Annotated in this window: 11 protein-coding genes; 6 read left to right on the top strand and 5 right to left on the bottom strand. The window is 68.7% G+C overall.

Features of this window, described 5'->3' with window-relative positions; genetic code table 11:
- Nucleotides 1-17: 17 nt before the first annotated feature.
- From LRD69_RS10450 to LRD69_RS10435, 4 genes are all read left to right on the top strand, one after another.
- Nucleotides 18-1,217 (top strand): ABC transporter substrate-binding protein, encoded by a 1,200-nt coding sequence (locus LRD69_RS10450; protein WP_277326288.1) that lies wholly within the window; start codon nucleotides 18-20, stop codon nucleotides 1,215-1,217.
- Between the two features lie 13 nt (nucleotides 1,218-1,230).
- Nucleotides 1,231-2,115 carry an ABC transporter permease gene (locus LRD69_RS10445; protein WP_277326287.1) on the top strand — a complete coding sequence of 295 codons (885 nt, stop codon included), beginning with the start codon at nucleotides 1,231-1,233 and terminating at the stop codon, nucleotides 2,113-2,115.
- Nucleotides 2,116-2,154: 39 nt separating this feature from the next.
- Nucleotides 2,155-2,970: an ABC transporter permease gene (locus LRD69_RS10440; protein ID WP_277326286.1), complete on the top strand. Its 816-nt coding sequence runs from the start codon at nucleotides 2,155-2,157 to the stop codon at nucleotides 2,968-2,970.
- Between the two features lie 142 nt (nucleotides 2,971-3,112).
- Nucleotides 3,113-4,324, top strand: a complete 1,212-nt coding sequence (locus tag LRD69_RS10435) for a cysteine desulfurase-like protein (RefSeq protein ID WP_277326285.1) — start codon at nucleotides 3,113-3,115, stop codon at nucleotides 4,322-4,324.
- 38 nt (nucleotides 4,325-4,362) lie between these two features.
- Here LRD69_RS10435 and LRD69_RS10430 read toward each other — a convergent pair whose 3' ends face one another.
- The 4 genes from LRD69_RS10430 to LRD69_RS10415 all read right to left on the bottom strand — a co-directional run bounded on the left by LRD69_RS10430 (nucleotide 4,363) and on the right by LRD69_RS10415 (nucleotide 6,525).
- Entirely contained in the window at nucleotides 4,363-4,698 is a 336-nt protein-coding gene (locus LRD69_RS10430; protein WP_277326284.1) for a hypothetical protein, read from the bottom strand.
- 361 nt (nucleotides 4,699-5,059) lie between these two features.
- Nucleotides 5,060-5,515 carry a transglycosylase SLT domain-containing protein gene (locus LRD69_RS10425; protein WP_277329685.1) on the bottom strand — a complete coding sequence of 152 codons (456 nt, stop codon included), beginning with the start codon at nucleotides 5,513-5,515 and terminating at the stop codon, nucleotides 5,060-5,062.
- A gap of 311 nt (nucleotides 5,516-5,826) precedes the next feature.
- The gene (locus LRD69_RS10420; RefSeq protein ID WP_277326283.1) at nucleotides 5,827-6,123 is read right to left on the bottom strand and encodes a hypothetical protein; all 297 of its coding nucleotides are present in this window, start codon (nucleotides 6,121-6,123) and stop codon (nucleotides 5,827-5,829) included.
- 228 nt (nucleotides 6,124-6,351) lie between these two features.
- Entirely contained in the window at nucleotides 6,352-6,525 is a 174-nt protein-coding gene (locus tag LRD69_RS10415) for a hypothetical protein (protein ID WP_277326282.1), read from the bottom strand.
- Between the two features lie 108 nt (nucleotides 6,526-6,633).
- Between LRD69_RS10415 and LRD69_RS10410 the strand changes: the two genes are divergently transcribed.
- Nucleotides 6,634-8,934, top strand: a complete 2,301-nt coding sequence (locus LRD69_RS10410; RefSeq protein WP_277326281.1) for an ATP-dependent RecD-like DNA helicase — start codon at nucleotides 6,634-6,636, stop codon at nucleotides 8,932-8,934.
- Nucleotides 8,935-9,063: 129 nt separating this feature from the next.
- The gene (locus LRD69_RS10405) at nucleotides 9,064-10,353 is read left to right on the top strand and encodes a citrate synthase (RefSeq protein ID WP_277326280.1); all 1,290 of its coding nucleotides are present in this window, start codon (nucleotides 9,064-9,066) and stop codon (nucleotides 10,351-10,353) included.
- Nucleotides 10,354-10,911: 558 nt separating this feature from the next.
- On the opposite strand, the gene LRD69_RS10400 is transcribed toward LRD69_RS10405, so the two are convergent.
- Nucleotides 10,912-13,326 (bottom strand): heavy metal translocating P-type ATPase, encoded by a 2,415-nt coding sequence (locus tag LRD69_RS10400; protein ID WP_277326279.1) that lies wholly within the window; start codon nucleotides 13,324-13,326, stop codon nucleotides 10,912-10,914.
- Nucleotides 13,327-13,337 lie beyond the last annotated feature (11 nt).

Raw genomic sequence — 13,337 nt, 5'->3', positions numbered from 1 at the left:
CTTCCGTGGAGATCCCTGTGCGTCTGAACCGACCGACCCGAGCCGCAGCCGCGCTCGGTGCCCTGCTGCTCGCCACCGCCTGCGGCGCCTCGGACCCCGCGACGTCGCCCGGCGGCCGCGCCTTCACCCCGCCCGAGCTCACCGCGCAGAAGTCCCTCGGCAAGGCGGAGGGACAGGTGAACCTGATCGCCTGGGCCGGATACGCCGAGGACGGCTCGAACGACCCGAAGGTCGACTGGGTCACCGACTTCGAGAAGCAGACCAGCTGTCAGGTCAACACCAAGACCGCGGGCACCTCCGACGAGATGGTCAGTCTGATGAAGACCGGCCAGTACGACGCCGTCTCGGCCTCCGGTGACGCGTCGCTGCGCCTCATCGCCTCCGGCGACGCCGCCCCCGTCAACACCGGGCTGGTACCCCACTACAAAGACATCTTCTCCGGGCTCAAGGACCAGCAGTGGAACTCGGTCAAGGGTGTCGCCTACGGCATCCCGCACGGCCGCGGCGCCAATCTGCTGATGTACAACACGAAGACCGTCTCCCCGGCGCCCGACTCCTGGTCCGCGGTCTTCGACGCGTCCTCGGCGCACAAGGGGAAGGTCACGGCGTACGACTCGCCCATCTACATCGCGGACGCCGCCCTGTACTTGATGAAGACCAAGCCGTCCCTCGCCATCAAGGACCCGTACGCCCTGGACCAGAAGCAGTTCGACGCCGCGGTCGCCCTCCTCAAGGAGCAGAACGCGAACGTCGGCGAGTACTGGAGCGACTACCTGAAGGAGGTCTCCGCCTTCAAGAGCGGTGACTCCGTGGTCGGCACCAGCTGGCAGGTCATCCTGAACACCGCCCAGGCCGAGAAGGTCCCGGTCAAGGCCGTCCTGCCCAAGGAGGGCGCCACCGGCTGGTCCGACACCTGGATGCTCTCCGCCAAGGCCAAGCACCCCAACTGCGCCTACAGGTGGATGGACTGGATCGTCTCGCCGAAGGTGAACGCCCAGGTCGCCGAGTACTTCGGAGAGGCACCCTCGAACGCCAAGGCTTGCGCGGAGACCACCGACAAGAACCACTGCGCCACGTATCACGCGGCCGACGAGTCGTACTGGAAGAACGTCCACTTCTGGACCACGCCCATCCCGCAGTGCGTGGACGGACGCACGGACACCCAGTGCGTGCCGTACGCCAAGTGGGTCCAGGCCTGGACCGAGATCAAGGGCTGAGGGTTACGCACCGATGACCGACACCGCGCCTGCCGCCGGATCCGTCCGGCGGCTCGCCGGGATCCTGCACCGGCGACCCCGGCTGCAGCTGTCCCTGCTGCTCTCCGCGCCGCTTGCCTGGCTCGTCCTGGCCTACCTCGGTTCGCTCGCCGTGCTGTTCCTGTCCGCGTTCTGGACCACGGACGCCTTCACCTCCAGCGTGGTGAAGGCCTGGAACACGGACAACCTCACCGCGCTGTTCACCACCGACGTGTACCGGCAGGTCGCCCTGCGCAGCGTCGGCGTCGCCCTCATGGTCACCGTGCTGTGTGTACTGATCGCCTTTCCCCTCGCCTTCTACACGGCCCGCATCGCGCAACCCCGATGGCGGCCGCTCCTCGTCGTGGCGATCCTCACTCCGCTGTGGGCCAGCTACCTCGTCAAGGCGTATGCCTGGCGACTCATCCTGGCCCAGGGCGGTCTGCTCGACTGGGTGCTGGGGCCGCTCGGCATCAAAGGACCGGGTTACGGGCTGACCGCGACCGTCCTGGTGCTGACATACCTGTGGCTGCCGTACATGATCCTGCCGATCCACGCCGGACTCGAGCAGCTCCCGGACAACCTCCTGGACGCCTCCGCCGACCTCGGGGCCCGCACCGGCAGGACCTTCCGTGCCGTGGTGCTGCCGATGATCCTTCCGTCCGTCGCGGCCGGCTCGGTCTTCACCTTCTCGCTCAGCCTCGGTGACTACATCGCCGTGCAGATCGTCGGCGGCAAGACCCAGCTCATCGGCAATCTCATCTACTCCAACATCACGCTGGACCTGCCGCTGGCCGCCGCGCTCGGCACCGCACCCGTGGTGATCATCGTGCTCTATCTGCTTGCGGTGCGCCGCACCGGAGCCCTCGGCAGCCTCTGACGGTCCGCATCGCATCACGCACAGCGAAGGCCCCCTACGATGAATCTCTCCCGCACCGCACGCATCACCATGCGCATCGCCGCCGGGCTCGGCTTCGCGGTGATCTACGTACCGCTGTTCCTGGTCCTCATCAACTCCCTCAACCCGGACCGCAGTTCCGGCTGGCCGCCGTCCGGACTCACCTTCCACTGGTGGGCCGACGCCTGGCACAGCTCCGGCGCCCGCGCCGCGCTGCGGACCTCGCTCAAGGCCGGGCTCGGCGCGACGGCGATCGCCCTGGTCCTCGGCACGCTCATCGCCTTTGCCTGCCAGCGCCACAAGTTCTTCGGACGCGAGGCCATCTCCTTCGTGGTCGTCCTGCCGATCGCGCTGCCCGGCATCGTCACCGGTGTCGCGCTCAACACCGCCTTCCGTACGATCCTCGAACCGCTCGGTGTGGGCCTCGGCCTGTTCACGGTCATCGTCGGACACGCCACCTTCTGCATCGTGGTCGTCTTCAACAACGTGATCGCCCGGCTGCGCCGGATGCCGGGATCGTACGAGGAAGCCGCCATGGACCTCGGGGCGCACACCTTCCGTACGTTCGTCGACGTCACCTTCCCGCTCGTGCGTTCCGCGCTCGTCGCGGGCGGGCTCCTCGCCTTCGCGCTCTCCTTCGACGAGGTCGTGGTGACGACCTTCACCGCAGGGCCCGGCGTTCAGACCCTCCCCGTCTGGATCTTCTCCAACATGGCCCGCCCCCAACAGGCCCCCGTCGTCAACGTCGTCGCCGCCGTCCTGGTCCTGCTCTCCGTCATCCCGATCTATCTCGCCCAACGGCTGTCGTCGGACACCGCCTCCGGCAGCCGCATCTGAGAGGAGCCACTCCCGCGTCTCGAGAAGTCGCCGGCGAGAGCGCCGGTGTGCGCACCACGAGCCGGACCCGCCGGGGAGTCCCGGCCCGGCCCCTCGCCTGCGAGGCCTTGATTCTTCCGCCCGTGTGAGCGACGGTGCGGGTGTGCCCCTCGACATCACCGCCATCCGCGCCCAGTTCCCCGCACTCAAGGAAGGCATCGCCTTCTTCGACGGACCGGGCGGTTCACAGACACCCGCACCGGTCATCGAGGCGATCGCCGGCGCGCTCGCCAACCCGCTGTCCAACCATGGGCGCGTGACGCGCAGCGAGCGCAACGCCGACGACATCGTCACCGCCGCCCGACAGGCCCTGGCGGACCTGCTGGGCGCCCGGCCCGACGGCATCGTCTTCGGCCGCAGCGCCACCCAGCTCACCTACGACATGGCCCGCACGCTGGCCAAGGGCTGGGCGCCCGGCGACGAGGTCGTCGTGTCCCGGCTCGACCACGACGCCAACATCCGCCCCTGGGTCCAGATGGCGCAGCAGGCCGGAGCCACCGTGCGCTGGGCGGACTTCGACCCGGCGACAGGCGAGCTGACCACGGACGACATCACGGCGGTGCTGACGCCGCGCACGCGACTGGTCGCGGTCACCGCGGCCTCGAACCTCATCGGTACGCGCCCGCCGGTGGCGGACATCGCCCGCGCGGTGCACGCGGCAGGGGCGCTCCTGTGGGTCGACGGCGTCCACTACACCGCCCACTGTCTCCCCGGCCTGGACGATCTGGGCGCGGACTTCTTCACCTGCTCGCCGTACAAGTTCCTTGGCCCCCACCTCGGTGTTCTGGCCGCCCGGCCCGAACTCCTCGCCACCCTCGTGCCGGACAAGCTGCTCCCGTCCTCGGACGCGGTCCCGGCACGGTTCGAGTACGGCACCCTGCCGTACGAACTGCTGGCCGGCGCCACCGCGGCCGTCGACTTCCTCGCCGCGCTCGACGGACCCGCCGGGGCCGGCCGAAGGCAGCGGCTGGCTGCCTCGTACGCGGCGCTGGAGAAGCACGAGGAAGCACTGCGGCGGCGCATCGAGGAGGAACTCTCCGCGGACGCGCGGGTGACATGCCACTCCCGTGCTGCCCGCCGTACCCCCACCCTCCTGCTGACCTTCGGCGCGAGGGACCCCCTCGATGCGTACCGGTACCTCGCCGGGCGCGGTGTCAACGCCCCGTCGAGCGCCTTCTACGCGCTGGAGGCATCCCGCAGACTCGGCCTGGGGGACGCCGGAGGGCTGCGGGTGGGCCTGGCCCCGTACACGAGCGAGGACGACGTCGCCCGGCTGCTGGACGGCCTCAGGGACTTCCTGGACCAAGAGCGCTGAGCGGACCGGGGCGTTGCCCCGGAACCGGTCTCAGCCGGTCACCACTTGTCGCCGACGCGCACCTTGTCCCATCGGCTCTTCGCTATGCACAGCTCGTGTGCGTCGTCGTCCAGCTCGATCTGCCAGCACGCCGGATGCCGGTGCGAGACACGGTGGGTACCGGTCCGCACCGTGTGGCACGACTTCTTGGACTTGCCGTTGCTCCGGGACGTGGTGCACTGCTTCTTCGTGACCGGCTCGTTCGTCCACGTCGTGCGGGCCGGCTTGTACTCCTTCTCGGTTATGGTGCCGTGCACGTCGCTGCTGCCACAGGCGGCCAGCAGCAGTGCGGTCACGGGTACAGCGGCCAGGGCGGCGATCCGGCGGAAAGGCATGGGCAGGTCCTCTGCGACAAGGGGGCGATGCCGGGCCGGGTCGGGAAGGTGGCGACGGCGCTGGTCAGCGCAGCATCATAGGGACGACTGCCTGCGCGCCGCCAGACCACGGCCGCTCCTCGGTGAGCGGCCGTGCGGTCCCGCGAGGACCTGCCGCCCGGGGGCGGCAGGTCCTCGCCCCCGGACGCTTCGCGGCTCCCCTGCACGAGGGAGCGCCTGACGCAGCACACGCCGTTCCCCCGTGCAGATCGCGAGGCTTCTGCGCCCGAGATCTGAGGTGCCGGGGGAACGGCGTGCGGTTCAGCGTGCGGAAGAGGTGTCCGAGGCCGGTGGCCGTCGGGATCGGTCTGCCGCCGACCGATCAGTAGGCCGAGTTGACGTTGTCTATCGAGCCGTAGCGGTGCGCCGCGTAGTTGCAGGCGGCGGTGATGTTGGCGACCGGGTCGTAGATGTTCCACGAGGTGCCGTCGACGTGGTACGCCTTGAAGGTCGGGTCGATGACCTGGAGCAGGCCCTTGGACGGGATGCCCTTGGCGGCGTTGGAGTCCCAGTTGTTGATGGCGTTGGGGTTGCCGGAGGACTCGCGCATCAGGTTGCGGTAGATGCCGTTGTAGGTACCCGGGATGCCCTTGGCGTGCATGATCTCCAGCGACTGGTTGATCCAGCTGCTGACGTTGCCGCTGCCGGACTGGGCGGGGGTGGCGGCCGAGGCGGCCGGAGCACCGACGAGAGAACCGGCGACGACGGCGGCGCCGGCTGCGGCCATGCCCAGCGAGATCTTCTTGGTCTGGGTCATGCGGGCGAACTTCTTGGACATCGTGGAGATCTGCATCGGAATTACCTCTTCCGTGGGGATTCCACGAATTGTTGAGCGGGGTCCAACTCCGGGTCAATGACCCTCATTACTATCGAATTAAGTAGAGGGGACCAGTAATCATGTCCGAAATCGCCGCAAACGAGCCATGAGGCGAGTGCTTTGTCCTACTAAATCGCATAATGGTGACGCGCGTCATATCGTCCACATCACACGACAGAAGTGTCAAAAACGCCCAAAGTGGACATGGGTATATTGGCTGTTCCGAGCGCAGAACCCGCTATTCGCCCCGCGTAATGGATGAAAACGCGGTGTCATGAAAGCGCGATGTCATGAAAGTGCGGTCGGCTCACTCGAAGCGGCGGGGATGCCGTCTCTGTGGGGGTGACGGTGAAAGCCTCGTCACGCGGACGGCCGTCGTCGACCCGGCGCCGGACGATGCCGTGCGGACCCTCGTGGGCGGGGCGGCCGTCGCCGATCTTCGCGTCGTAGGTGATCTCGCACGTCTTCCTGAGGGAAGCCGGGGTGAGTCCGCGCAGCACCTCGCCCGGTTCGGCTGTGGCATCGGGCGGCGTCCGGGTCTCGGGGGCGACGACCTCTGTGGCATCCAAGAACGGTCGCCCCTCCTCGGCGCCGCACGCCTGGGTCCGCAGAGGCGTGCGCGCGGGCAGTCACGCATGAGGAGCCCGACGCCGGCGAGTCCGCCCCGCTCGATGGCGCGGAGCCGATCGCGCGTTGCGGGCGAACGTCCGCCCTCACGTCAGGCGCTCATTCCCCGTCCTTGCGCCAATTCTTCGTGGAGCGGCCAGCCATGTCCCGCTGACGGCCCATCAGCATCGTCAACCCGTCTTCGGCAAACACCTGTTCAGCGGCGAGCGTGCCGTCCGGAAATCGGCACCTGACTCGTCCAGCTGCTTCATGTTGTCGAAGATCTTCGTGACGACTTTCTTCGGGTTCTGGATCTCCTTGAACTGATAGCCGTGGACGTTGCCGTCTGCATCTCGGGCTGTCACGTCCAGGTCGGTGGCTCCGCCGGTCCTGACCCCGGGCTTGATATCGACTTCGCCCTATGGCCGGGACTCCGCCGTCGGACTGTCAGAGGTGGCCGGTACCGTCGGTCCATGTCCAACATGGCCGTCCTCGAGGGTGTGCTCGAGCGCATCACGTATGCCAACGAGGAGAACGGGTACACGGTCGCCCGCGTCGACACGGGCCGGGGCGCGGGGGATCTGCTGACCGTCGTCGGCTCGCTGCTCGGCGCGCAGGTCGGTGAGTCGCTGCGGATGGAGGGGCGCTGGGGCTCGCACTCCCAGTACGGCAAGCAGTTCACGGTGGAGAACTACACGACCGTGCTGCCCGCCACCATCCAGGGCATACGCCGCTATCTCGGTTCGGGGCTGATCAAGGGCATCGGCCCGGTGATGGCCGACCGGATCACCACACACTTCGGCGTCGACACCCTGGACATCATCGAGCAGGAGCCGAAGCGCCTGGTCGAGGTTCCCGGGCTCGGGCCGAAGCGGACGAAGATGATCGCCGCCGCGTGGGAGGAGCAGAAGGCGATCAAGGAGGTGATGGTCTTCCTCCAGGGGGTCGGGGTCTCCACCTCCATCGCCGTCCGCATCTACAAGAAGTACGAGGACGCGTCGATCTCCGTCGTGAAGAACCAGCCCTACCGGCTGGCCGCCGACGTCTGGGGCATCGGCTTTCTCACCGCCGACAAGATCGCGCAGGCGGTCGGCATCCCGCACGACAGTCCGGAGCGGGTCAAGGCCGGTCTGCAGTACGCGCTGTCGCAGTCCACGGACCAGGGGCACTGCTTCCTCCCGGAGGAGCGGCTGATCGCGGACGGGGTGAAGTTGCTCCAGGTCGATACGGGGCTGGTCATCGAGTGCCTCGCCGAACTGGCGGAGGATCCGGAGGGCGTCGTACGGGAGAGGGTGCCGTCGCCCGAGGGAGGCGAGCCGGTCACGGCCGTGTACCTCGTGCCGTTCCACCGTGCCGAGGTGGCCCTCGCCGCCCAGGTGCAGCGGCTGCTGCGGACTCCCGAGGACCGGATGCCGGCCTTCCAGGACGTGGACTGGGACAAGGCGCTGACGTGGCTCGCGGGCCGTACCGGGGCGACGCTGGCGCCCGAGCAGGAGGCCGCCGTCCGGCTCGCGCTCAGCCGGAAGGTTGCCGTGCTGACCGGTGGACCAGGCTGCGGCAAGTCGTTCACCGTGCGCTCCATCGTGGAACTGGCCCGCGCCAAACACGCAAAGGTCGTTCTGGCCGCGCCCACCGGGCGGGCGGCGAAACGGCTGTCCGAGCTGACCGGGGCCGAGGCGTCCACCGTGCACCGGCTGCTGGAGCTCAAGCCGGGCGGGGACGCGGCATACGACCGGGACCGTCCGCTGGACGCCGACCTGGTCGTCGTCGACGAGGCGTCGATGCTGGATCTGCTGCTCGCCAACAAGCTGCTGAAGGCCGTGGCACCCGGTGCCCATCTGCTGCTCGTCGGGGATGTCGACCAGCTTCCGTCGGTCGGCGCGGGTGAGGTGCTGCGCGACCTGCTCGCCGAGGGCGGCCCCGTCCCGGCGGTCCGGCTGACGACGGTCTTCCGCCAGGCCCAGCAGTCCGGCGTCGTCACCAACGCCCACCGGATCAACTCCGGGACACCGCCCCTCACCCAGGGCCTCAGCGACTTCTTCCTCTTCGTCGAGGACGAGACGGAAGCGGCCGGCGTGCTCGCGGTCGACGTCGCGGCCCGCCGCATTCCGGCGAAGTTCGGTCTCGATCCGAGGCGTGACGTGCAGGTCCTGGCCCCGATGCACCGCGGTCCGGCCGGTGCGGGAGCACTCAACGGACTGCTCCAGCAGGCCATCACGCCGGCCCGCCCCAACCTGCCCGAGAAGCGGATGGGCGGAAGAGTCTTCCGAATCGGTGACAAGGTCACCCAGATCCGCAACAACTACGACAAGGGGGAGAACGGCGTCTTCAACGGCACGGTCGGCGTCGTCACCGCCCTCGACCTGGACGAGCAGAAACTGACCGTGCTGACGGACGAGGACGAGGAGATCCCGTACGACTTCGACGAGCTGGACGAGCTGGCCCACGCGTACGCCATGACGATCCACCGTTCCCAGGGCAGTGAGTACCCGGCCGTCGTCATCCCGGTCACCAAGAGCGCCTGGATGATGCTCCAGCGCAACCTGCTGTACACGGCCGTGACGAGGGCCAAGAAGCTTGTCGTGCTCGTCGGCTCACGGCAGGCGATCGGTCAAGCGGTCCGGACAGTTTCCGCTGGTAGGCGCTGTACGGCGCTGGATTACCGGTTGCGCGGCGGGCCGGGCGGAGGATCCCCGAAAAAAATGATCGATCAAATCGGTGGGAAACATCACGGAGCCCTTCCGGAACCGGAGTCAAGGGGGCAGGATGAGTAAGTTGGCGGCACTCAGTGCCGCCGGTAGGTCCAATGGACGACCCCGAGTGCACTCTCCTGAGCCAAATGGGGGAGGGTGGAGACAGTCAGGGAACCTCGAAGAAGAGGCACTACGTCGGTGAGGGATGACGTGAGCGACAACTCTGTAGTACTGCGGTACGGCGATGACGAGTACACCTACCCGGTGATCAACAGCACCGTCGGCGACAAGGGCTTCGACATCGGGAAGCTCCGGGCACATACCGGCCTGGTGACGCTGGACAGCGGGTACGGCAACACCGCCGCATATAAATCCGCCATCACCTACCTCGACGGCGAGCAGGGCATCCTGCGGTACCGCGGCTATCCCATCGAGCAGCTCGCCGAGCGCTCGACGTTCCTCGAGGTCGCGTACACGCTCATCAACGGTGAGCTTCCGAAGGTCGACGAGCTGTCGGCCTTCAAGAACGAGATCACCCAGCACACGCTGCTGCACGAGGACGTCAAGCGGTTCTTCGACGGCTTCCCGCGCGACGCCCACCCGATGGCCATGCTGTCCTCGGTCGTCAGCGCGCTGTCCACGTTCTACCAGGACAGCCACAACCCGTTCGACGAGGAGCAGCGTCACCTCTCGACGATCCGTCTGCTGGCCAAGCTGCCGACGATCGCCGCGTACGCGTACAAGAAGTCGATCGGCCACCCCTTCGTCTACCCGCGCAACGACCTCGGGTACGTCGAGAACTTCCTGCGCATGACCTTCTCGGTCCCCGCCCAGGAGTACGAGCTGGACCCGGTCGTCGTCTCCGCGCTCGACAAGCTGCTCATCCTGCACGCGGACCACGAGCAGAACTGCTCGACCTCCACGGTGCGTCTGGTCGGCTCCTCGCAGGCGAACATGTTCGCCTCGATCTCCGCCGGCATCTCGGCGCTGTGGGGCCCGCTGCACGGTGGCGCCAACCAGTCGGTGCTGGAGATGCTCGAGGGTATCCAGGCCAACGGCGGCGACGTCGACTCCTTCATCCGCAAGGTGAAGAACAAGGAAGACGGCGTCCGGCTGATGGGCTTCGGCCACCGCGTCTACAAGTCCTTCGACCCGCGCGCCAAGATCATCAAGGCTGCGGCCCACGACGTGCTGTCCGCGCTCGGCAAGTCCGACGAGCTGCTCGACATCGCGCTCAAGCTGGAGGAGCACGCGCTCTCCGACGAGTACTTCGTCTCGCGCAACCTCTACCCCAACGTGGACTTCTACACGGGCCTGATCTACCGGGCCATGGGCTTCCCGACCGAGATGTTCACCGTGCTCTTCGCGCTCGGCCGGCTTCCCGGCTGGATCGCCCAGTGGCACGAGATGATCAAGGAGCCGGGATCCCGCATCGGCCGCCCGCGCCAGATCTACACCGGCGAGGTCCTGCGTGACTTCGTCCCGGTCGAGGGTCGCTGACCCTCGCACCACCCCGGCCCCGTCGGCCGGCTGCCTTCGCCCCGCGTACCGCGCTTCGCACAGAGCGCGGTGTCCGGGGCGATTTGCTTGCCCGGGAGTCCGGGGAGTCCGCGGAGTCCGTCCGAGGGGCCCTGTGCCGCCGTTGCGCCGGACGGTGTGCCCCGTAGGGCGCGAGGCGCCCCACGGCGTGCCCTGGTGGCGAGAAGCGCCCCGCCATCGATCCCCCCACGGGCCGACAGCGAGGCGCTTCCCATATCCCGGAGCGGATTCCCCCCACGGGATCCGGCCGGGCGTCTGAGGGAGCCGAAGCTCCTGTGCCTTCCTCGTACTGCTGCGCTGATCCGCCGCTCCGCACGGCGGTCTGCCGGGGTACGTACGCACGGGAGGGCCGCTCAAAGCTCCCCGGTGCACGTGCCCCGGCCAACGCTTGCCTGAAGCGTCCCCCAAGACACTTCATTCGGACGTCCCCCAAGACGTCCTTGGCATCGCACTCTAAGACTCGCGAGCCCGCTGAATGGTTACCCTCAAATCGATGTGATCTAAATCTCTTTGTGGAAATCATGTGAAGGAGCGCAACCGCAGGCTGTTCGTCACGACGAAGACCGAGGAGAACGCCATCGCCGCTCCGGCAATCATAGGGTTGAGCAGGCCAAATGCCGCAAGGGGCAGGGCGGCGACGTTGTAGCCGAACGCCCAGAAGAGGTTGCCCTTGATGGTGGCCAGAGTGCGCCGTGAGAGACGGATGGCGTCGGCAGCCACCTTGAGATCTCCACGAACGAGCGTGAGGTCGCTCGCCTCGATCGCGGCGTCCGTGCCGGTGCCCATCGCCAGCCCGAGATCGGCCGTCGCGAGCGCGGCCGCGTCATTGACACCGTCACCGACCATCGCGACCGACCGCCCCTCGGCGCGCAGCCGCTTTACGACGTTCACCTTGTCCTCGGGCAGTACCTCGGCGTAGACCTCGTCGATGGAGACGGCACGGGCCACGGCGTCCGCCACCGCCCGGTTGTCACCGGTCAGCAGGACCGGGTGGAGGCCGAGAGCGCGCAGATCGGCCACGGCCGCCGCGCTGGAGTCCTTGACCGCGTCGGCGACTGCGAGGGCGCCGCGTGCCTCACCGTCCCAGGCGACCGCGATCGCGGTACGGCCCCGGGCCGCCGCGTCCGTCAGGGCGGCCGACAGCGCCTCGGGGAGGCCGATCCCCGCATCGGTCAGCAGCCGCGGGCGTCCCACCAGCACCCGGTGTCCGTCGACGATGCCGTGCACGCCGAGCCCCGGAACGTTCGCGAAGTCCTCGACGGCGGGCAGTGCCGCTCCGGTCCGCCCGCGGGCACCGGCGGCGACGGCCTGGACGACGGGGTGCTCGGAGGCGTGTTCCAGGGCTCCGGCCAGCCGCAGCAGCTGCGACGCGTCGGTGCCGGGTGCCGGGTGGACGTCCTGCAGCGTCATCCGTCCGGTGGTGACCGTACCGGTCTTGTCCAGGATGATCGTGTCGACGCGGCGCGTGGTCTCCAGGACCTCGGGGCCCTTGATCAGGATGCCGAGCTGGGCACCGCGCCCCGTACCGACCATGAGGGCCGTGGGTGTGGCGAGGCCCAGGGCGCAGGGGCAGGCGATGATCAGTACGGCGACGGCGGCGGTGAACGAGGCCGTCACGTCGCCCGTGAGCAGCAGCCGGACGGCCAGGGTGACCAGCGCGATCACCAGGACGACCGGGACGAAGACCGCGGAGATCCGGTCGGCGAGACGCTGCACCTCGGCCTTCCCGCTCTGGGCGTTCTCGACGAGCCGGGCCATCCGGGACAGCTGGGTGTCGGCGCCGACCCGGGTGGCCCGTACGACGAGGCGGCCCGAGACGTTCACGGTGGCGCCGGTGACGGTGTCCCCGGCGCTCACGTCGGCCGGGACGGACTCGCCGGTGAGCATGGCCACGTTCACGGCGGAGGTGCCTTCGGTGACGGTGCCGTCGGTGGCGATCTTCTCGCCGGGGCGGACGACGAAGCGGTCGCCGACCGTGAGGAGGCCGACGGGGATGAGAACCTCCGTGCCGTTCCGGAGGACGGTGACGTCCTTGGCGCCCAGATGCATCAGCGCGCGGAGTGCGGAACCCGCCTTCCGCTTGGACTTCGCCTCCAGCCAGCGGCCCAGCAGGATGAAGGCGATGACCCCGGCGGCGACCTCCAGGTAGAGGGTGGAGGAGCCGTCGGTGTGCACGACGGTGAAGTCGAAGCCGTGCCGCATACCGGCCGTTCCGGCAGTCCCGAAGAAGAGCGCCCAGAGCGACCAGCCGAAGGCGGCGAGTGTGCCGACCGAGACCAGGGTGTCCATGGTGGCCGCGCCATGGCGGAGGTTGGCCCAGGTGGCGCGGTGGAAGGGCAGACCGCCCCAGACGACCACCGGGGCGGCGAGGGTGAGCGAGAGCCACTGCCAGTTGTCGAACTGGAAGGCGGGAACCATGGAGAGAAGGACGACGGGGGCGGCGAGTACGGCCGAGACGACGAGGCGCTGACGCAGGGCGGAGAGGGTGCGGGCCGCGTCGGCTTCCGTGGTGTCCGGAACCTCGACGTCCGTGCCGGGTCCGGCGCCGGCGCCGGTGTCGGCACTGGACCCTGGGCCGGCGCCGAGGCCGGTGCCGAAGTCGGCGAGGGGCCCCGCCGCGTCGGCCGGCTGCGCGGGCGCAGGCCTGGCCGGTCGCACGGGCGCGGCCGGCGGCGCCGGAGCGGGCCGCGGCACCGACTGCGCCGTATAGCCGGTCCTCTCGACCGTGGCGATCAGGTCCGCAAGCCGGGTCCCGGCACCGAACTCGACGCGGGCCTTCTCGGTCGCGTAGTTGACGGTGGCCGTGACGCCGTCCATCCGGTTGAGCTTCTTCTCGACGCGGGCCGCGCACGAGGCGCAGGTCATCCCGCCGATCGTGAGCTCGGCCCGCGAACTCGCGGCTGCCGGTGCTTCGGCCTCTGTTGCGCTGTGCATGTCCGAACTCC

Source organism: Streptomyces sp. JH14 (genome assembly GCF_029428675.1).
GTDB lineage: Bacteria > Actinomycetota > Actinomycetes > Streptomycetales > Streptomycetaceae > Streptomyces.
This window is presented reverse-complemented; position numbering and strand designations above follow the sequence as displayed.